The organism is Vreelandella neptunia, assembly GCF_000712975.1.
Taxonomy (GTDB): domain Bacteria; phylum Pseudomonadota; class Gammaproteobacteria; order Pseudomonadales; family Halomonadaceae; genus Vreelandella; species Vreelandella qaidamensis.
On record NZ_JHQL01000002.1, the window covers coordinates 347056 to 366912 of the forward strand.

Sequence of the window (19857 nt, forward strand, 5' to 3'; positions counted from 1 at the left end):
GCTGAAAAATCTACCGCAACCCACTGATATCCAGAGCATCCACAGTTTTTATTTTGGCAACTTTTAGATCATCAATTAAAGAAAGCAAATATTCTTCACTATCATCGTCATATTTTTCAAGTCTTTCGGCACAGGCCGCTATAGAAATGCAGCCTAAAGACAACGCAGCCCCTTTTAGAGAATGAGCCTCATTGCGAAGTAACCCATAATCTTTTAACACACATGTATTATGCAATTTGACGATCCGAGTCTCTAAACGAATTAAAAAATTATCAATGAGAGCACTGAGGGCAATTGGATCAAGCATTTCTTTTAGCTCTTCACACACTTTATAATCCAATACACCTCCCTCTTTAGGAGTATAAAAAAGTTTGGCATTTTCTACACAGAGTGAGTTTTTAGGTCCACACGGTTCATCTCCAAGGGCAATGTATTGTTTGATTAAATTATGCAATTCTACCCGAGTGAACGGTTTAGTAATGATATCGTCCATACCGCTCTTAAAACAAAGGTTACGGTGTTCAGGCATGACATTGGCAGTCATCGCAACAATGGGTAATCTCACCAATGAGTTTGCGGCTTCAAAGGCACGCCAACGTAACGTAGTCTCAGGGCCATCTAGGATTGGCATCTGCATATCCATTAAAACAAGATCAATTGTCGAGTATTTTTCTTGAAGAAACTCTAGCGCTAATTGGCCATTATTAACAATTGCAACGCGTAGCCCTAACTGTTCCAGCATTGCTTTGGCCACAGTTTGGTTAATCGCATTATCCTCCACGACTAATATGTGGTGATGGTTCGCCAGAATCATTTGTTGTTCGCTACAACAATAATCATCAACACATTCCGCTTCAACTAGTGGTAGCCAAAACCAGAAGTGGCTACCCCGCGCTACTTGGCTGGTCACGCCTATTTCTCCACCCATTGCATGAACAAGACGCTTACAGATGGCAAGTCCCAGCCCCGTACCTTCATGACGACGCGAAATCGACGAATCCACCTGAGAAAAAGCTAAGAAAAGGCGCTTCTGATCTTTAACAGCAATACCGCCCCCTGTGTCATGCACCTCAAACAACAACCGACCATTTAAATCTACTGAGGCGTAAAACTTAACAAATCCCTTATCTGTAAATTTTAAAGCGTTATTAATCAAGTTCATGATGACTTGACGTAGGCGAGCAGCATCACCCGCTACATAAGTCGGCAACGACGTATCAATAGAGTAACTGAATACGACTGGCTTAGTATTATCCTGCAGCGCATAGCCTACACAAAGTGACTCTATACACTCTTTTAGATCAAAAGGCCGCGTATCTAAATCCAGCTGACCGTTCTCTATTTTGGTGTAATCTAAAATATCGCTGACAACAGCTCGTAAACTATCAGCGCTTCTCTTAAGCGCCGACAGATAAGAATAGGCCTTCGCCGTATGGACTTCTTCACTCAACAGATCAGCCATCCCTACCACGCCGTTCAAAGGCGTGCGAATTTCATGGCTCATAATGGCCATAAATTCAGACTTAGCCTGGCTGGCAATTTCAGCACGCTTAGCGGTTTCTCTAAGCTCTTTACTCTTTTCTTCCAGTGCTTGAGCTTTGTGAAGACTTGTCTTTACCTCTCGAAATAATGCTCTCACCAACACCCCACCAGAGATCGTTAATGAAAGCAATATGATCAACGCCAATGCATACAGCCGTGTCATTGCCTGTCGTTCAGATGCTCTCAGCATAGCAACATTGGCATTAGTATCTATTAGTATATTTCCTGTATAACGCTGTAGCTCGACTACTTTGATCAAAAGTTCTTCAATCGTAATTTCATTAACAACGTCTAAACTATTCCATAACGGTGAAACAATGACATCTATTTCTTCAATCAGCTCACTAGCTTTCTCTACTAACTCATTTACACCTTCAATTTTAGAGACCGCTAAATAAATATCGCCACGTTGAAAAAGAGTCTTTCTGCTATATAATATTTCAAACCGGAGTAGAAGATCATCAACAGAGTTGTTACCAACTTTCATATCTACTAGTGTAAGATGAAGCTCTCTAACTTCTCTATCAAATTGATAGCTTGTCCACACCAAATTTGCTAACAATCTATTTTCAATTGCATGCTGGCGTTGATAAATAACACCACCAATAATAATCGCAGAAAGGAAAAAAAGGATCGCAGAAAAAGTAGCGCCTCTCACTCGACGAGAAAAATAGTGCTTCAGAATAGGCAACATAATGTATACCTGACAACATCTCTCCCGCTACTCAACCTCTATCCGCTTAACCTGCCATACGGAACGGGTGAGGATCTCTTCGCTTAACAGGGAAGGGTTATCATCAAAAGGATAAATAACAAACAGCGGTCCATGGTCTCTGATTCTGAGTAGCTGACCATTCACACGCATGGCTAAGATGACTTCGTAGTCATAAAAATCACTGACCGGTACCATCGCGAAGTAGTCATTCAACGCTACGACCTTCAATAGTTCACCTTCAACACCGACAGCTTCTATTAGCGCCTTCCCTAAGGGGCCTTCAAAGCTCACGACGCCATCATGCCAAGGCGTGCTAGTCTGGGTAGTATGCTGAGTCAACGCTTCTAGCATCTCGCTATCGAAGTGAGCCTCACTTCCCACATTGGTCTGAGTAATATTGCCTGTCACTTTCAGAATGACGCTGCCCGTAGGAGCATCGAGAGCTTGTGCATTGTTGGTAGTCAACGCAGCCAATGACAAAAAAAGTGCGTTTATAGTAAAAAACTTAAGCATCACTTAACCTCCAAAGCTGTAAAACCAGTACAGGCTGTGACAGAAGCACTAACTATAACCACTTGTGTCGCGCACCCACCAACCTAACCACTTGAAATTTATGTTTTTTCAGCAGATATCAGTTAGCAGATTTTTTTCATAAAAAGACACACTACTTCGAAGAACACGTCATTGGCGCACCATACCTAAAATAGTACGGTATTTTTAAACATCATAGCAGCAAATAGCGTTGATGCTCCCAAGACACCACCTTGCTGTAAATGGACAGCACAGTCTCATTAGCCTCCCCACAACGTGACTATTTTGCGTCCTGCTTTTGGCCAGATTTGACCTCTTGACAACGCAAACTATTTGCTCGTTTGATTGACCTATTGAAAAAGCGCGGAGTGTTCACCCCTCAACTCAACACTCTTCAGACACAAGCGCAGCTGTTAGGCCGCTTCGATGTGGATGATAGAGTTCTCCAGTGTACAGCGACAAATTGTGACGTTTGAGGTGGAGACGCTGTAGTGCACAGCTGCTTATCGCTAGAATCACACAAACTGCCAGCCCCTGACCGGAGAACACCATGCCATCCCCCCTCGTGACGACCCAATGGCTGCAAGACAACCTAGACAACGAACGGTTAGTGCTTATTGATGCGAGCATGGCGACTGTCATTGGTAAAGACCCGATCGTTTATGACCGCCCGATGTGGATACCGGGTAGCCGCCAGATCGATCTCGAAGGCGTGCTCTGTGACACCGGCTCTTCTCAGACCCACGCCTTTCCAACAGAGGAACAAGTCACTGAGGAAGCTCAACGGCTGGGCATTACGACCGACAGCCTCGTCGTACTGTACGATAATCAAGGCATCTATTCGGCGCCTCGGGCCTGGTGGATTTTCCGGTCAATGGGCGTTAAACACGTTTTTGTTCTGGATGGAGGACTGCCACAGTGGCTAGCCGAAAAGCGGGACGTTGTTTCTACTATCGCTGAGAATACCGCCACACCTAGCAACTTCGTCGCCAACCTTGATCACAGCCGGGTGCGAGACTCAGCGTACGTTTTGCACCATCTGGACGATAGCCGGGTAACCGTTATTGATGCCCGATCACGTTCACGCTTCTTGGCACAGGTGCCTGAACCCCGCCCTGGGGTGCGCAGTGGTCATATCCCCAACTCTCACAACCTGCCGTTTACAGAGGTGCTAGAGGGAAATTGTTTTAAACCTGCTAGCGAGCTGAAGGCCATCTTTATAACGCTTGCTCCGCCCCTCCAATCTAGCAGTGAACCCCAATTGGTATTTTCCTGTGGCTCGGGCATCACCGCCTGCATCATTTTGCTGGCTGCCGAACTGGCGGGATACCATCAGCTATCGCTGTACGACGGTTCTTGGGCCGACTGGGGACGCGATGAATCACTCCCAGTGGCTTAGGTTTTGTATGAATGGCTCTGGCCAATAGCAATGGATGCTTCAAAGAGGTAATACATGACGACGGGTAAACCAAAAGAGCATCACCGTACGAGTAGAAAACAAAATCAAGCAATACGAGGTCTCATTGAAGTGACTACAATCACTTTGTAGCATGGGATCAAGACCACTACGTCTTTGAATGGCTAGTTATTTATAGGCGAGAGATTGCAATGCGGATGCTGCTAATTGAAGACCACCCTGCTCTCGCTGAAGCCGTTGCCAGCGCTCTGGTGAAAGCTGGATTTGCTGTGGACAATGCGTATTCTGCAAACAGCGCGCTGGCGATGCATCAAGCGGCTTCCTACGATCTAGTATTGCTGGATCTGGGTCTGCCAGATGGAAATGGCTTGGACCTGTTGCCTTCCCTTAGTGCTAATGGACAGACACCCATAGTTGTACTGACTGCACGTGACCAGCTCTCTGAGAGGCTGGCCGGGCTAGATAGCGGAGCTGACGACTACATTGTCAAACCTGTTGAAATGCCAGAACTTATTGCACGCTGCCGTGCCATCTTGCGACGGCCAGGCAAGCGCATCAATAAAGTCTTAACGTATGGCCTCCTGGCCTTTGACACCTCAACGCGAACAGCAACCGTTGGCGATATTCCTTTGCCTTTGGGCCAGCGTGAAATAGGCGTCCTGGAGCAGCTTATGCGAGCGCAGGGGCAGGTGCTATCACGCGAAGCGCTGGAGGCTTCGGTGTACAGCTTTGATGATGAGGTTGGCCCCAACGCATTAGAAGCGGCCATATCGCGCCTTCGGCGAGCGCTCAAGCCAACAGACTGTGAACTAACGATTGTAACCATTCGTGGTGTCGGCTGGATGCTGATAAAAGAGCAAAAACGATGAGCTCCCGCCAGCCCACACTGGCCAAAAACCTAACGTATCGGCTTACCTGGATATTGCTGTTTGCCATCGTGATCAATGTCATCGTGGTCGGTATCTACTACAGCTCTGATCGAGAGTCGCTAGAAAGAGAGGCTATTGAGAAACAGCTGTCTTTGTTGACTAAAGCCTTTGATGACACTGACCTAAACATCCGCTCCCATGCAAAAACACTCTTCCGTTCACATCCGCAGGGGTATGCCTTTGCATTACTAGATCATCAAGGCAATCTGCTTGACGCTGAAAACGAAGCATTGATTCCCCAACAGGCATTGCACACAGATCTCTTTGCTCAACACTGGCAAACACGCCTGACGACCCCAGATGGGGTTACCCTCCTGATGTCTCAGCCTGTCGAGCTACCGTCAGGTACGGCAAGACTTATATTTGCCATGCACAATGATCCTGGCCATCTCATCCTACGCGCCCTCGCCAGCGAATTTCTAACCCATATCTGGATACCCATTTTGCCGGTTGCCGTAATGATGATTGGTGCCAATCACTTCATGATTCGTCGCGGTCTCAGGCCGGTCAGACATGCTGCCAACTGGGCACGTACCATTCAACCTGGCATACCCGCTCCTCCCATTGAAGAGGAAAATTTGCCTGCTGAAATTGACGACCTAGTTCACTCTACGCAACGCACCCTGGAGCGTTTGAATATTGCCCTTCTGGCCGAGCAGCGCCGGGGGGCAGAAATTGCTCATGCATTACGTACTCCTATTGCCGTCTTGACCGCACGACTCGCACTGCTGCCTGCCGGAGATAACACCGAAAAGTTACGCACTGACCTAGCGTCACTTGCCAGAACCGTTCATCAAGTATTGGCTTGCTCAAAAGCGGACGCGCTTGATATATCGTCAGAGTCTCGTTGCGAACTCAACCAGATTGCTACCCGAATAACCGCGAACTTAGCTCCTTTCGCCTATGAAAGAGGAGTGACGCTTTCATTACGCCCGCATACCAATCCGGTTATTGTACGTGCCACTCAGGAAGGTGTTGAACTGGCGCTGGTCAATCTAGTTGAGAATGCAGTTTTGCATTCCGGTACTCAAATCATCGAGATAACGGTGGGCCCCGGTGCCACGCTCAGCGTACGTGATGAAGGCCGTGGTATTCCAACTGAATCTTTTCACCATGTCTTTGATGCCTTTTGGAGAGGCGAAGAGGCTGCTGAAGGAGGCAGCGGTCTTGGTCTGGCTATTGTGCAACGCTTACAGCTCGCACAGAAAGGCAGCGTGACGCTTTCCACGTCTCCCAAGGGCGGTGCTGAATTCACGCTTTTCTACAGCACTGAGAATGACGCTAGAAAATAGGGAGTCGTCAGGTTCCCGTCAGCTTGACGCAGTAAGCTGCAAGGGTCAGTCACGATTAGCCCACAATCCGATTTAGGGGGCACCATGAAAGACTTAAAGCAAATCAATTTACGAAATACCAACGAGTGGCTCTCCGGCGATATTGACATCCGAGTACCTAAAAAATGGCTTGTCATTGCCGCCGCCGTTTTTGTCATTCTTGTTTTGCTTGCCCTGAATTAAGCGAGGAACTAAAAAATGAAGGCATTCACTATCGCCATATTGGCATTGCTACCTCTATCACCACTGATGGCAAATCAGATAACACCGATAAGCGAAGCAGAAAAAGGCAGCATAGTGACATTGTCAGGCACGATAGAACGTATTTCTGACACTGATGAATTTCGCCTGTCAGACGATACGGGCAGTATTAATATTTATGTAGGTCCTAACTGGGTGCCTGCCCAAATAGGCGAAGCCATTCAGGTGATGGGATTTGTAGATGATGGCTTTGGCCCACGAGAGGTATATGCACGTCAATTGACACGCGCCGATGGCAGTGTGGTCGAGTTTGAACATCGGTACGATTAATTTGTTGATTTTTCCTATACGCCTATGACGGCAGTCAGGCTAACGCATATAGCCTGACTGCTTCATGGCTAGACAGCGATTTTAAGCAGGCTCTCTTCCACACATAACTGATACGCTTGAAACACTACTAATGGCTGGGTATAGCTGCACAAATTTCCAAATGATCAACTACATCAACGATACCCTAGCCAAGAATGGTTTTCATAATAACTTCTAGAGTAACCAAGCACATAAAATATCATATTCATTATAGGCGATCCGCGTTACGTTTGCCTCGTTCAGTTATTTTGCGAGCGCTCCGTCATGAGCGGGTTTAGTTAATGCAGCGATATGATACTTCCTACGATACGGATACTTTGCACCTCGCTTTACAGTAGCAAGAAAGCTGTCGAGACACACGGCAGATGCGCCAGCTCGTTTCCCAACGTTTACAAAACCCTGCCCCATTACCTTGTGTATGGTCACATAGTGATCTGCACCGACAAAAGTACGCCATAGACCACTGCTTTCCTTGGGCACGTTGGAACAACAACGATTTATGGAATCTACTGCCAACAACGGAAAAAGCCAAACAAGCGAAATCGGATTGATTGCCTGCTGCTGACGTAATGCAGAGAGCTAAGCTGGATATTTTACACTGGTGACAATGTCTCGATGACAGCGCAACGATCTGCCAGCAGTTTCGTAATGAAGCAACCGTTGCGCTACCGCTTGCTACACCAACGTCACCTCTGGATGAGATTTTCAATAGCGCGTTATTGCAACGCCAACGATTGAAGGCAAATCAGCAGTTAGCAGAATGGGTGGGCATTACCTAATGATGGGTATGCCCAACGTTGTGCCTTGAAATAGCCGAACGTCATTCAGAAAGTGTCAGCCTCAGCGATGGGAAAACAAAAGGGCTTACGCGTTAACGTAAGCCCTTGATATGTTTGGCGCGCCCGGTAGGAATTGAACCTACGACCTTCGGCTTCGGAGGACTAAACTCTTTAACTTTCACATATCCCAATAGACAATAAAAACCCCATAAAACAAGGCATCTATCATTTTTTATTGTTAGCGCTTGTCTATTTACGTCTGTGGTTATAGACTCAAATTGCAGTTACCAGAGTGGTACTGAATAGGAGTCAGCCATGATAACCACAGATCGCCAGCTTCAGGCACTAAAGCCCAAAGGTACCGTTTATTGGGAAAGCGTGAAGTCACCTCATGGTGGCGGCTTGGCTATTCGTGTGCAGCCCACTGGATCAAAGGCGTGGTATTACCGCTACCGCTTCAATGGTAAGCAAGACACCTACAGCCTTGGTCGATACCCAAGCGTGGGCTTGCTGGAAGCGAGGGAAAGCCACGGTGAAGCCGTAGCCCTTCACGCCCAAGGCATTAACCCAAAGCACGCACAGCGCGATGAAAAGGCACGAAATGAGTCAGCCTGGACAATGGCCGAGCTGTTCGAGCGTTGGCTTCAGAGCTACGCAAAGACGCCCACGGTACGTACTAGGCGCACACCTTCACCACTTGTTGTAGAGCAAGCGCGCTGGCGTTGGGGCCACTATCTAAAGGGACGTGTAGGTTCATTGCTGGTCAAGCGAATTGATGCCCGCACGGTAAAAAGTACGGTTAAAGAAATAGCCGAAAACCAGAGCCGCAACCAAGCAAGCAAGTGCTTAACCATGCTGCGGGCAATGCTGACTTATGCGGAAGGGCATGGCCAGATCGACACCAACCCCGCTCAAGGCATCCAGCCAAGCCAACTAGGCGCTACTAAGTCAGCACCGCGTGACCGTGTGCTAAGCCTTTCAGAGATCAAGCGCTTATGGGATGCCATAGAAAGCGCCCGCCTGGATACCAGCGCCGCCTCTGCGCTCAAGCTGCTAATACTGACAGGGCAACGCCGAGGGGAGCTGCTACAAGCCAAGTGGGATCATATCGACCTAGATGGTGCCTGCTGGACACTACCAGCCATAACCACAAAGTCACGCCGGGAGCATACCGTTTACCTTTCAAGCGCCGCTATTGACTTGCTGAAGGAGCAGCAAGCCGTAACGGGAAACCTGGAATACGTGTTTGAAAGCCAGCGTGCCAGCAGCCAACCGATTGGTGACGCCAGCCTAACCACTGCCATTGCGCGCTTACAGGGGCGCAAGCTGGCAAAACAGGACATGAAAGCACCACTTGCCGATATGCCACGTTTCAGCGTTCACGACCTGCGCCGTTCATTCGCTACGGGCCTGCTAAAGCACTTTGGCACCGCGCCGCATGTTGTCGAGCAAATGCTGAACCACGCGCCCACGGATCGCTTAATAGAGACATACCAGCGCCACGACTACGCCAAAGAGCAGCACCTAGCTTGGCAGGCATGGGGGCATTTAGTCGCTGATGCAGAGGCAGCCGAGCAAAGTAACGTGGTGCCAATGAGGAAAGCTGAGTAATGGAATATTTTAAAAAGGGCTAGTGACCACCCCCCTAAACCCCGTAAAAGGCGAGCCGGGTAAGCGAGGGATGCGCATTCTAGAGACCGAAGATGAGAAAAACAATATGTTGATAGCAATAGGAAAAAATAAACCACATATAGCGAAAAATGCCCTGTTGAGCATTGCATATAAGTACGTCATTGCTAATAATCGTTGAGCGCTGTCGATTTAGACGGCAAAAAACGCCCCGGTTCCTTTCACCTTCCAAAGATCGAGGAACCGAGGGTTACACCCCAAGCCAGTGAGACTGACAAGGGAAAAGCGGATGCTCAGACACACAAAAAACGCACCACTCCTTAAATGCTTGACGCGCCAACGTCATGCGGAGCAGTGCGCAGATTGTGTAAAGAGCAGGCCATATAGCATAGAGCTATATGGGTGTCCTCATATTAGGACAAGTTATCCACACGGTACAAGCAGAAAGGGAAAATACTTCCGGTCTGTGGTTATCGCTCCCCGCCTATTCCTGTTAGTCAAACTGGCCTTACTAAAGGTAAGTCCGTATGACTACTGCAATTCCGAGAAAGCTACTCACCGAACGCGAAGCCGCCGAGTACCTTGGCTATCGCCCCGCCACTTTCCGCCAATCCCGCTGCATGGGGATTCTCGCCGGAACCAAACCACCTAAACACCAAAAATTAGGCCGTGCCGTTCGCTACGACATTGCCGACCTAGACGCCTGGATCGAGCAAGTGACCAAGGGGGCAACGGCATGATGCTTACCCGCGACCAACTCGCCCGCCTTACGGCTATTCTCGCCCCCTACCGCGGGGAAAAACTGTCTCGCCCGATTGTTGAGCTTGCCCTGGCACTTGCCAAGGAGGCGCGCTCATGAGCAATCACGCCCAAAACCTGAACCTTCCCGTTCACGACTACACCGTTTACGCCTTCGCAGATGATACGCCTTACACCGTGAGCGCTGACTGTGAGCTAGCCGCGTTAGAGCAAGCGCCAGTGCCTTGCTACATCGTGGTGGAGTACCCCAACCCGAAGCCAGGCCAACGCTTTCTAGCCATGGCAGGCATTGATGACGTGTTTGAAATTCCTGGCGGCCACTGGTCGGACGATGCCGCGACCGCTGTGGCAGCGCTGAAACAGCACCGGGCAGATATTCAGGATCACCAAGGCAAGCGCAATCGGGGAGTAGTCGCATGAAAACCACCATTACCAATGATGACCGCGCCAACATCGCCAGCGCTGAGCGCGTCGGCAATATCCGCACGCTTAACAAAGCAGTTTCCGCAATGGAGGCGATTATCGACGTGCTAGACAGTGAGCATGTTGCAGAGAACCCGCGTTTACGTTTCGGGCTGCATTATGCAATGAGCTTTATCACCGATAGCCTGGACGACCGCGCCCAATTCCTGATAGCGCAGCAAGAGGAGCTTGGTTTCGGGGGTGAGTATGGCGACGAATAACGCAATAAAAACGCCCAGCCTTGGGGGGGCATGGGCGCTATCAAAGATCGTTTCTGAACAAATCGCCATAGAGAACAAACTGGCTGAAAGTATTATCGCCCACTATGGCCTCAGTGTCAGCCCTATTGGTGATGGCGAGATTCACCGACACGACCACCCTGAAGGCCGCAAGGGCAATAACCGCCTTTGGTACGTGCTGCATCATGATTTTGGCGTACATGGCGATTGGTCTACCGGGGAACAGCACAGCGTATTTGCTAGCGACACCCCAGACCCGAGGGCAGCCGAAAAGGCCAGAAATGAGGCCAACAAGCGCCGTGCTGAGCGGCAGGCAGAGCGTGAACGTGGGTATGCCCTGGTAGCCAGCCAAACGCGCCGAGAATGGCCGCTGCTGACGCCTGCAAGCCCTACCCATGCTTACCTAGCCGCCAAGGGAGTAATGCCCCATAACCTGCGCCAAATGCGCGGCTTGCTGGTGGTGCCGCTTACCGATGGGCAACGCCTGATTAATTGGCAGACCATCGCACCGGATGGGGCCAAATACTTCAAGACAGGGGGCAAGGTAAAAGGCTGCTATTCCCCCATAGGCAACATTGAGCCACACCAACCGCTGTTGGTTTGTGAAGGGTGGGCAACCGCTGCCACGCTTCACGAAGCGACAGGCTACGCGGTAGCCGCTGCCATGAATGCGGGGAACCTGCTACCCGTGGCGAGAAGCCTACGTGAACGCTACCCAACTCAGCCAATCATCGTCTGCGCTGATAACGACCATGGCACCGCTGGCAATCCTGGCGTGACCAAGGGCAAGGAAGCCGCCTCAGCCATTGGGGCGCGTTGTGTGTGGCCTGAAACTCACGAGGGCGTCACTGACTTTAATGACCTAGCGCGACTAGGTGGAGGGCTGGCGTTATGAGTCAGCCCAATATCAAAGAAGTGGTCGATAATGCGCCTGAGCCACTAAAGCCGATGGACATAGTGCAGAGCGCTATTGATGGCGCCTCGGATGATCCCGGCGCGCTTTTCGAGCAGAGCATTCTCGACCATATCACCAGCATTAGACAGAACAGCCCTGCTGATTGGCAGCGCATCCGTGCCGCTGCCAAAAAGGCAAAGGTGCAGGTTGCCGAGCTGGATAAACTGACCCGGACGTTATCAAGCGGTGAAGGTGGGGAGCTATTCCCCACTATCGAGCCTTGGCAAGACCACGTAGACGGTGCAGCGCTGGTAAGGGAGTTATCGGACACCCTACGACAGTATGTTATCTGTGAGCCTGAAGTAGCCGATGCCGCCGCGCTATGGATCGCCTTTACGTGGTTCATTGATGAGGTGCATGTCGCCCCGCTGGCAAATATCACCGCCCCCTTACCAAATTGCGGCAAGTCAACACTGCTGGAATTCCTAGAGACGTTCGCTTTCCAGCCGCTCAAGTGCGATGGCATAAGCCCGGCTGCGCTGTTTCGTTCCATGGACAAGTGGACGCCCACGCTGCTGATTGATGAGGTGGATACCTTCCTGCGTGATAACGAGGACGCCAGAGGTGTGCTCAATTCGGGCCACCGTCGCAATGGCTTCATTATTCGCGTGGTGGGTGACGATCACGAGCCTAAGCGCTTCGCTACTTGGGGCGCTAAAGCGCTGTGTGGCATCGGTAGCATTGCTAACACACTGGCGAGTCGGTCTATTCGTTTGGAGCTACGCCGCAAGCTACCCCATGAGGCAGTCGAGAACATCCGCTTCATGCCAAAAAGCCTACGCGACAGACTCAAGCGACAGTTTGCCCGGCTGCATGAGGACTTAGCCGAGATGGTATCCAGCGCCCGGCCTGATCCTATTCCTGGCTTGAGCAACCGCGCCGCTGATAATTGGGAACCGCTACAGCAAATTGCCGTGGCCATCGGCGGGGAGTGGCCAGAGCGCGTTAAGCGTATTGCTATAACAATCACCCGTATGGACGATGCCGAGCAAGCCCCAGACGTGGGCACTGAACTGCTGAAGGACATCAAGGAGGCATTTGAGGAGAAAAGCGTTGATCGCCTGTTTAGCGCTGAGCTGGTTAACGCGCTACATGCCAACAGCGAAGCCCCCTGGAATTCATGGAACAGAGGGCAGCCAATTACCGCCCGCCAAGTAGCGACCAAGCTAGGTGACTTTGGTATCAAGTCGAAACAGTTACGCATCGGCTACGAAACCAAAAAAGGGTACGACCGGAAAGACTTTACCGAAGCGTTTAGGCGCTATCTTTCTCCCGCTACCCCCCAGCCAAGCGAAACAACGAAACAAGCCAGTAACCACGCGGGTTACAGCGACATTCCAAGCGAAACAGAAAGCGGCCATGTTTCGCATGGGAAACACCACGAGGCCAGCAACCACGCGGGTTGTTTCGATGTTTCGGATAAAACGCCCCGCCAGCTAGCAAGCAATGGGGAGGAGTTCTAATGGCTGCGCTCGACTACCTCAGAAACCACGGACTACATGCCGACCCACTACCCGGCGAACGCCTTTATGTATGGCCTAGCGAGCGTATTACTGACGACATTCGTGTTTGGATCAAGTCGCACAAGGCTGCACTACTGCGTGAACTGGTGCCCGCTAATGATAACCGGCGTATGGCTTGGCGGGTGCTAAGGGACGGCAAGCCCATGACTATGCTTGGCAAGATAATGACCTATGAGGAGGCGCTAGAGTCAGCTAAAGCCCGATGGCCTCACAACAGCATCGTTGTTGAGGAGTACGCGCAACGGATAAACCACCGCTAGCGAACCACAACGACAACGAATGCCAAAAGCCGCCTCACATGGCGGCTTTTTATTGCCCAAAAACTACTAAATACGCAATTAAATGCTATTATACTGGTTATATATACATATATGAGTAAAGCAAATGCCAAGACCCAAGGGAGCAAAGAACGCAAAGCCTAGCCGCCGCGAAGTAGCTAGCTATTACGCCATGCTTCGCAGCGCCGCCGATGCTGGCGACGTAAAGGCAGCGGCTGAGCTTATCCGCCTCAGTTGTTCAGAACAGCCAGAGAACAAGCGCCATGGCGTTTAAGCCGGGTAAGTCAGGCAACCCAAAGGGACGCCCAGCGGGACGCCCAGACAAGCGCGCACAGTGGCGCAAGGAGCTAGAGAAGCATGGCAGCGACCTAGTAGCCAAAGCGGTAGAGCTTGCCCTGGCTGGCGATTCGCAAGCGCTCAAGCTGTGCATTGATCGCGCTATACCTGCGTACCGCCCTACTGCTGAACCCGTTAGCTTTACGATGCAAGGCGACACGCTGACCGAAAGGGCCAATTCGATATTGACCGCTGTCGCTACTGGCGAGCTAGACCCCCAGACAGGCAAGGCGCTTATTGATGCCATTGGCTCACTGGTGAAGGTGACGGAGATCGACGAAATCAGCCGCCGCCTGGATGAACTGGAGGCTCGACAAGATGCGTGACACTCGCAGACGCCTGCAAGCGCTCGAGCGTATCGGGGGCAGGCACGGCAGTAGCGACCCGGCCCGCATCCATGAGGTGATGGCCTACCACGGTATCGAAGCGCCTGAGCCTTTACCCGGTGAAGATACCCCAACATGGCTCAAACGGGTGCCCAGCGCTGCACTGGAGGCCGTTCTGGCCTTGAGGGGTGGCCATGCCCAGCCGTGACACTATCAAGCGCCTGGAGGCTTTGGAGGGCTGCACACAGGCAGACAGCCAAGGGCCGCGCATTATCCGCTTGGTGCTACCGCATCCTGACCGGGTGGCCATCGGCACGTCTTTGGAACTGGCAGGCCGGATGCTGTACTTCCCCGGCGATCCGGACGAAGGCAAGGACGTGTTGGCCGCGATGTACTGGCTGGCCTATCCCGCCGGGAACCGCGTCGTTATCGCCTGCGAGTCAGTCACACCGCCTGAAGACGCCATCATCATTCCACCCTGCCCTGACGACATCGACCTCAACACCTATGCCCAACAGCAACTCGACCGCCTGGAGGTTTAGCCCATGGCATTCAGAACTGACGACCCAAGCGTAAACATTGATACCCAAACCTCAGCACCTAAGCCGAAAACTAAGGAGAGCAGCACCATGAAAAGCGACGCGCAGCAACGTGTACAGGCCCAAATTGATATTGACCGCTTGAAGGCAGCGGAACGCCCCAAGAACAGCCGGGACGCTCGACACGATGCGATTGAAAAGGCCAAGCGTGGTGATAACGCAGGCACAGGCGCGAAAGAAGCACGCGCCAAAATGATTAACCGCATTCAGGAGACTGGCCAATGAAATCTCCCGCCCAAATTGAACAGCGCCTAGCCGAGATCGAAGCCGAGCGCGACGCACTGGCAGCCATCGACTTTGATGCAGAGATGCGCCAAGCCACTATCGACGGTGGCGACCTGGACGCTATCGAGCAACGCCAAGCGGATGCTGAACGCAAAGAGCGACGCCTGCGTATCGAAGCCGAAGCCCTCAGCGACCACTTGCCAGAGGCGCGTAGAACAGCCGCCAAGCCTCGCATTGATGCCATTACCAAACGCCTAAGCGAACGCCGGGAACAGGCCAGCAAGGCAGCGGATAAGGCACAAAAGGCACTCGCTAGCCTCAAGCAAGCCATGGGGGAGTTTTCCAGCCTCAGCAACACAAGCGACCTGCGTTCAGAGATGGGCGCGATTGCCCAAGAGATCGACGCTAGCTTGGATTCAATCGGCAGCCTTAGCCACGCACCGCTATCGGCTGAACTGAATGCACTGCAATCCCAGCTAGGCCAATGGGTGCAGATCGTCACGCCACGCGGTGGGCATCGTTACGGCGACCCGGCAAGCATCGACGTGAGCAAAGCGGCATGAGTCACGGACGCGAAAGCGAATGGCAGGCCAAGCGGATAGCACGCTTTAAGCGCCAAGGCTTTCATACTGGCAGCCATAAGGATCATTGCCAGACCAACAGCCAGCGGCTTGAGCGTTACCGGGAAACCTTGCAGCGAGCCTTTACCAATTAAAACGGGGATCAGTCGGACAGTGCCCCACCATGAAGAAAACCCCGACAGCCTGCGCACTTCTTCCTCGGTGGCGGCAGGCACTTGAAGCCCTGGCAACCGCTGGGGTTTTTCTTTTAGGGACTAAAGAAACCCCCACTTCTAATTGCGAGATTATCCCGCATTCAAATGTGAGCCTGAGTCACTTCTAGCCGCGGTCACGCTGACCACCCCCAGACGGCCAAATTGGCGTTCCCGGCGATATGCAGAAATGCACAGCGCTAATAGGCTTGGAATCTAGCCGATTGCCCCAGGCGCTGAGAGAGTCGTTTAAAGCTACTCACAAATACCCCCAATGCCGGGTATTACGAAAGTTTCGTAGTGCTAGCTTTCCCGCGCTTCCCTCAGCTTAAAAAAGGGGAGCGCAACAGCCAAGACAACAGAACGCAACAGCAAATTATGATTATCGTCACAGTTAGCCCATGCCCGACAGCTTTACGCCAATGGCGGCGATGGTTTCCACTTAGGTTTCCAGCAGAAAGCAGGCTTTCATCGGCTGGTATCCACTTTGGTATCCACCAAAAGCGCAACTTTCCGACGATGCCCGATTGCTGGGTAACGCTAATGGGCTAGGTTTTAAGCCGATTGAGAGGGATAGCGCTTAGTGCGTTTCGCCCACCTTAAAAAAGGCTGTCTCAGTGTTTGGCTTCAACAGCGCAACGATCAAGGCAACAAAACGCAACACCAAATAATGCCGACTCAAAACACTTTGGGATTGCCGTTTGTGGTTACTAGCGTGGTTATAGCTGCTGACTGACCAAAACAAAAGGGCTTACGCGTTAACGTAAGCCCTTGATATGTTTGGCGCGCCCGGTAGGAATTGAACCTACGACCTTCGGCTTCGGAGGCCGACACTCTATCCAACTGAGCTACGGGCGCTTTGGGTGCGTATCGTACCCGTGTGGGCGCGCTGTGTCCAGTTGCCTTGCGGTTTTACAGCCGCTTTGATTGACCGTTTTCGTCTCTCTGGTGCATGCTTTCGAAGCACTGCCAATCCTTAGTAAAACTGGGAACACACTATAATGAAAACTTTTGCACGTAACACGCTGGCATTGGGCATTTCACTGGCGCTGGCAAGCGCTGCGAACGCCGCTGATTTTGCTGATATGGACCCCGTCACCCTGCGCTTGGCCCACGTGGTCAACGAGCAAGATGGCTTCCATATCGCTGCTACCAAGTTTGAAGAACTGGTGGAAGAACGCACCGAAGGCAAGGTCAACATCGAGATCTACCCTAACGCCTCATTGGGTGACGAACGCACGCTGCTGGAAGGTATGCAGATCGGCACGGTGGATATGGGGGTGATTACCAACGGGCCGGTGGCTAATTTTGTGGAAGAGATGGCGGTCTTTGAACTGCCGTTCCTGTTCCCTTCACCAGAAGCAGCTTATGGCGTGCTGGATGGCCCCATTGGCCAGGAGCTGCTGGATAAGCTGTCTGACGTGAACCTGAAAGGCTTAGCCTACGCTGAGCGCGGCTTCCGCAACTTGACCAACAGCGAGCGGGCGGTAAATTCACCGGAAGACCTGGATGGCCTGCGTATTCGCGTGATGGAAAACCCGGTGTACACCGATACCTTCCGTGAGCTGGGCGCTAACGCTATTCCCATGGCGTGGACAGAAGCACTGACCGCCATGCAGCAGGGCACCATCGACGGTCAGGAAAATCCGGTGAACGTGATTCATTCATTCAAGCTGGATGAAACCCAGAACTACATGACCCTTTCCCGCCATACATACGCCCCGGCCATTTTTGTAATGGGCATGCCCGTTTGGAACCAACTGCCAGAACAGGCACAAACCGTACTGAAAGAAGCCGCCCAAGAAGCCGCCGAGCATGAGCGCCAAGTGAACGCCGATATGGAAGCCGACCAACTGGCGGCGCTGCGCGAAGCGGGTATGGAAATCAACGAGACACCGGATATGGAAGCCTTCCAAGCAGCCGTGGCGCCTGTATATGAGAAGTACGGCGAGCAGTTTGGTGACTACCTGCCACGCATTCGGGAGGCGCTGAATCAGTGATGGCCTTTGCACAGCCTCTTTTGACGCTGCTGCAACGCATTGAACGCGGGCTGGATGCCATCATCCAGCCCGTGGTGTTTGCGGGCATGGCAGCATTAATTGGCGTGATTACTCTGCAGATTGTGTCGCGAGTGCTGTTCAGCGCCGTCGGCTGGACGGAAGAGGTCGCGCGCTTTCTGCTGGTGTGGATTACGTTTTTAGCCAGCACGCTGGCGTTCCAGCGCGGGCGGCATATCGCAGTGACCTTTGCCGTGGATGCGCTTCCTCTGTCCTTACGCAAGCTGGCACGTTTGGCGGCGCTGGCAGTAGTGCTGGCGTTTATGATTGCGCTAATCGTGATTGGCTACCGCTATATGCAGGTGCAAAGTTTTCAGAAGTCCGCCTCGCTGCGGCTTTCGATGACCTACATCTATGCAGTCATCCCACTTTCTGCCGCCATCATGGCGTGGTACGCCCTGGTCGATATGATTGACGTGCTGGTGAACGGTGAGCCAACGGTCGCCACTCCGGAGGAGCCGCTATGACACTGGTGCTGTTCGGGCTGTTCTTCCTGTTTATGCTGCTGGGCGTGCCGATTGCCTTTGCAATTGGCGCAAGCACGCTTTATGCGCTGTACCAGTCGGGCGTGCCACTGATGGTGGTCACCCAGCAGATGTTCCAGGGCATTAACTCGTTTGCCCTGGTCGCTATCCCGATGTTTATTCTGGCCGGTGACTTAATGGCCCAGGGTAAGGTCAGCGAGCGGTTGGTAAGCTTTGCCGATTCGCTAGTCGGCTTTATGCGTGGCGGGCTTTCGATTGTATCGGTGATGGCGGGCATGTTTTTCGCGGCTATCTCTGGCTCTGGCGCAGCAACCACCGCTGCGGTGGGTTCAAGCCTGGTGCCAGAACTTAAGCGTAAAGGTTACGACCCCGCTTCGGCGGCCAGCTTAATTGCTGCCAGCGGCACGATTGGCGTGGTGATTCCTCCCTCGGTGCCGATGATTATCTACGCGGTGATTGCTCAGCAGTCGGTTTCAAAGCTGTTTTTGAACGGCTTTTTGCCGGGGCTGGCTATGGGGCTGGGGCTAATGGCGATTGCCATCACTCAGGCCTATAAGCGTCAGTACCCCAAAGGCACACCGCTGTCACTGCCTACCATTTGGCGCACGCTAAAAGCGGCTAGCTGGGGGCTGATGACGCCGGTGATTATTTTGGGCGGTATCTTCTCGGGTATTTTCACGCCTTCGGAAGCGGCGGTGGTGGCGGTTAACTACGCGCTGCTGGTATCACTGTTTGTGTACCGGGATTTAACCCTGCCCCAGGTGTATAAGCTGCTGATTCGCTCGGCGATGACCACCGCAGTCATTATGCTGGTAATTGCCATGTCGGCAGTACTCAGCTGGACGCTTTCAAGCTGGCAGGTACCCGGCGCGATAGCCCAAGCAGTGTTGTCGCTTTCCACTAACCCCTACGTGATTATGCTGCTGGTCGTGGCCGTGATTCTGCTCACGGGGGTATTTATCGAGACCGCCAGCGCCTTGATTATTCTTACCCCAGTGCTGCTACCGCTGGTGCTCCAGCTGGGAATCGACCCTATCCACTTTGGTTTGATTATTGTGGTGGGACTGTCAATTGGCATGATTACCCCGCCAGTGGCAATCAACCTCTATGTGGCTTCGTCAGTCACTCAGCTACCGCTGGAGCGCATCACCCAGGCAATTATCCCGTATCTTTTAGGGCTAATTGGCGTGTTGCTATTGGTGGTTTATGTACCGATCCTGCTCGGCTGGTCGGGTAGTTAGCAAGACATTAACGCTGAGACGAAATGCGCTGATATGAAATGCGTTGATATGAACAAGGGGCTTGCCATTTGGCAGCCCCCTTTTGTTTTTACCGCGCATCGTGTGTTTTTTGCTGAGCGCGATTTAAACTACGCGCGATTTATAAACAACGTAAGGC

General features: G+C 52.0%; 26 protein-coding genes and 1 tRNA gene. 24 read left to right on the forward strand and 3 right to left on the reverse strand.

Annotated features, from left to right (window positions below; all coding sequences use genetic code 11):
• Positions 1-10: 10 nt before the first annotated feature.
• Together CR46_RS0106230 and CR46_RS0106235 are read right to left on the reverse strand one after the other, a co-directional pair.
• A complete protein-coding gene (locus tag CR46_RS0106230; protein WP_030070997.1) occupies positions 11-2236 on the reverse strand; it encodes an ATP-binding protein in 2226 nt (741 codons plus the stop codon).
• Positions 2237-2263: 27 nt separating this feature from the next.
• Positions 2264-2770: a putative pterin-binding protein gene (locus CR46_RS0106235; protein ID WP_030070999.1), complete on the reverse strand. Its 507-nt coding sequence runs from the start codon at positions 2768-2770 to the stop codon at positions 2264-2266.
• Between the two features lie 568 nt (positions 2771-3338).
• Between CR46_RS0106235 and CR46_RS0106240 the strand changes: the two genes are divergently transcribed.
• From CR46_RS0106240 to CR46_RS18305, 21 genes are all read left to right on the forward strand, one after another.
• Positions 3339-4187, forward strand: coding sequence for a sulfurtransferase (locus CR46_RS0106240; protein WP_030071000.1), 849 nt, complete (start codon positions 3339-3341; stop codon positions 4185-4187).
• A 209-nt stretch (positions 4188-4396) separates the two neighbouring features.
• Entirely contained in the window at positions 4397-5074 is a 678-nt protein-coding gene (locus tag CR46_RS0106245) for a response regulator transcription factor (protein ID WP_030071002.1), read from the forward strand.
• Positions 5071-6426, forward strand: coding sequence for a sensor histidine kinase (locus CR46_RS0106250; protein WP_030071005.1), 1356 nt, complete (start codon positions 5071-5073; stop codon positions 6424-6426). Before CR46_RS0106245 ends, CR46_RS0106250 begins: the two co-directional genes overlap by 4 nt.
• An 84-nt stretch (positions 6427-6510) precedes the next feature.
• Positions 6511-6648, forward strand: coding sequence for a hypothetical protein (locus CR46_RS18415; RefSeq protein ID WP_198023700.1), 138 nt, complete (start codon positions 6511-6513; stop codon positions 6646-6648).
• Positions 6649-6663: 15 nt separating this feature from the next.
• Positions 6664-6996, forward strand: coding sequence for a hypothetical protein (locus CR46_RS0106260; RefSeq protein ID WP_030071007.1), 333 nt, complete (start codon positions 6664-6666; stop codon positions 6994-6996).
• A gap of 404 nt (positions 6997-7400) precedes the next feature.
• Positions 7401-7586 carry an HNH endonuclease domain-containing protein gene (locus CR46_RS18100; protein WP_084180390.1) on the forward strand — a complete coding sequence of 62 codons (186 nt, stop codon included), beginning with the start codon at positions 7401-7403 and terminating at the stop codon, positions 7584-7586.
• A gap of 543 nt (positions 7587-8129) precedes the next feature.
• On the forward strand, positions 8130-9425 hold the full coding sequence (locus tag CR46_RS0106265; protein ID WP_030071008.1) for a tyrosine-type recombinase/integrase: 1296 nt from the start codon (positions 8130-8132) through the stop codon (positions 9423-9425).
• 545 nt (positions 9426-9970) lie between these two features.
• Positions 9971-10183, forward strand: a complete 213-nt coding sequence (locus CR46_RS0106275) for a helix-turn-helix transcriptional regulator (RefSeq protein WP_035536438.1) — start codon at positions 9971-9973, stop codon at positions 10181-10183.
• Complete coding sequence (locus tag CR46_RS18625; protein WP_269556843.1) at positions 10180-10302, forward strand: hypothetical protein; 123 nt, start codon at positions 10180-10182, stop codon at positions 10300-10302. Before CR46_RS0106275 ends, CR46_RS18625 begins: the two co-directional genes overlap by 4 nt.
• On the forward strand, positions 10299-10622 hold the full coding sequence (locus CR46_RS0106285) for a hypothetical protein (protein WP_030071011.1): 324 nt from the start codon (positions 10299-10301) through the stop codon (positions 10620-10622). The genes CR46_RS18625 and CR46_RS0106285 overlap by 4 nt, the downstream gene beginning before the upstream one ends.
• Positions 10619-10885 carry a hypothetical protein gene (locus tag CR46_RS0106290; RefSeq protein ID WP_030071013.1) on the forward strand — a complete coding sequence of 89 codons (267 nt, stop codon included), beginning with the start codon at positions 10619-10621 and terminating at the stop codon, positions 10883-10885. Before CR46_RS0106285 ends, CR46_RS0106290 begins: the two co-directional genes overlap by 4 nt.
• Positions 10872-11798, forward strand: a complete 927-nt coding sequence (locus CR46_RS0106295; protein WP_051690133.1) for a toprim domain-containing protein — start codon at positions 10872-10874, stop codon at positions 11796-11798. The genes CR46_RS0106290 and CR46_RS0106295 overlap by 14 nt, the downstream gene beginning before the upstream one ends.
• A complete protein-coding gene (locus tag CR46_RS0106300) occupies positions 11795-13321 on the forward strand; it encodes a DUF3631 domain-containing protein (RefSeq protein ID WP_051690134.1) in 1527 nt (508 codons plus the stop codon). Before CR46_RS0106295 ends, CR46_RS0106300 begins: the two co-directional genes overlap by 4 nt.
• The gene (locus CR46_RS0106305) at positions 13321-13641 is read left to right on the forward strand and encodes a hypothetical protein (protein WP_051690135.1); all 321 of its coding nucleotides are present in this window, start codon (positions 13321-13323) and stop codon (positions 13639-13641) included. Before CR46_RS0106300 ends, CR46_RS0106305 begins: the two co-directional genes overlap by 1 nt.
• Before the next feature lie 124 nt (positions 13642-13765).
• Complete coding sequence (locus tag CR46_RS18300) at positions 13766-13933, forward strand: hypothetical protein (protein ID WP_156963047.1); 168 nt, start codon at positions 13766-13768, stop codon at positions 13931-13933.
• Complete coding sequence (locus CR46_RS0106315) at positions 13923-14321, forward strand: DUF5681 domain-containing protein (RefSeq protein ID WP_030071022.1); 399 nt, start codon at positions 13923-13925, stop codon at positions 14319-14321. Before CR46_RS18300 ends, CR46_RS0106315 begins: the two co-directional genes overlap by 11 nt.
• The gene (locus CR46_RS0106320; protein WP_030071024.1) at positions 14314-14529 is read left to right on the forward strand and encodes a hypothetical protein; all 216 of its coding nucleotides are present in this window, start codon (positions 14314-14316) and stop codon (positions 14527-14529) included. Before CR46_RS0106315 ends, CR46_RS0106320 begins: the two co-directional genes overlap by 8 nt.
• Positions 14516-14863, forward strand: a complete 348-nt coding sequence (locus CR46_RS0106325) for a hypothetical protein (RefSeq protein ID WP_030071026.1) — start codon at positions 14516-14518, stop codon at positions 14861-14863. The genes CR46_RS0106320 and CR46_RS0106325 overlap by 14 nt, the downstream gene beginning before the upstream one ends.
• 87 nt (positions 14864-14950) lie before the next feature.
• Positions 14951-15145 carry a hypothetical protein gene (locus CR46_RS0106330; protein ID WP_156963048.1) on the forward strand — a complete coding sequence of 65 codons (195 nt, stop codon included), beginning with the start codon at positions 14951-14953 and terminating at the stop codon, positions 15143-15145.
• The gene (locus CR46_RS0106335) at positions 15142-15708 is read left to right on the forward strand and encodes a hypothetical protein (protein WP_030071030.1); all 567 of its coding nucleotides are present in this window, start codon (positions 15142-15144) and stop codon (positions 15706-15708) included. The genes CR46_RS0106330 and CR46_RS0106335 overlap by 4 nt, the downstream gene beginning before the upstream one ends.
• Positions 15705-15860 (forward strand): hypothetical protein, encoded by a 156-nt coding sequence (locus CR46_RS18305; RefSeq protein WP_156963049.1) that lies wholly within the window; start codon positions 15705-15707, stop codon positions 15858-15860. The genes CR46_RS0106335 and CR46_RS18305 overlap by 4 nt, the downstream gene beginning before the upstream one ends.
• A gap of 838 nt (positions 15861-16698) precedes the next feature.
• Here the strand turns inward: CR46_RS18305 and CR46_RS0106345 are convergent.
• A tRNA-Arg gene (locus CR46_RS0106345) sits at positions 16699-16775 on the reverse strand.
• A gap of 143 nt (positions 16776-16918) precedes the next feature.
• Here CR46_RS0106345 and CR46_RS0106350 point away from each other — a divergent pair.
• From CR46_RS0106350 to CR46_RS0106360, 3 genes are read left to right on the forward strand one after another with little or no spacing between them, the layout of a single operon-like run.
• Positions 16919-17917, forward strand: coding sequence for a TRAP transporter substrate-binding protein (locus tag CR46_RS0106350; RefSeq protein ID WP_030071032.1), 999 nt, complete (start codon positions 16919-16921; stop codon positions 17915-17917).
• Positions 17917-18441, forward strand: coding sequence for a TRAP transporter small permease (locus CR46_RS0106355; protein ID WP_030071034.1), 525 nt, complete (start codon positions 17917-17919; stop codon positions 18439-18441). The genes CR46_RS0106350 and CR46_RS0106355 overlap by 1 nt, the downstream gene beginning before the upstream one ends.
• The gene (locus CR46_RS0106360; RefSeq protein WP_030071035.1) at positions 18438-19700 is read left to right on the forward strand and encodes a TRAP transporter large permease; all 1263 of its coding nucleotides are present in this window, start codon (positions 18438-18440) and stop codon (positions 19698-19700) included. Before CR46_RS0106355 ends, CR46_RS0106360 begins: the two co-directional genes overlap by 4 nt.
• The last annotated feature ends 157 nt before the right edge of the window (positions 19701-19857 follow it).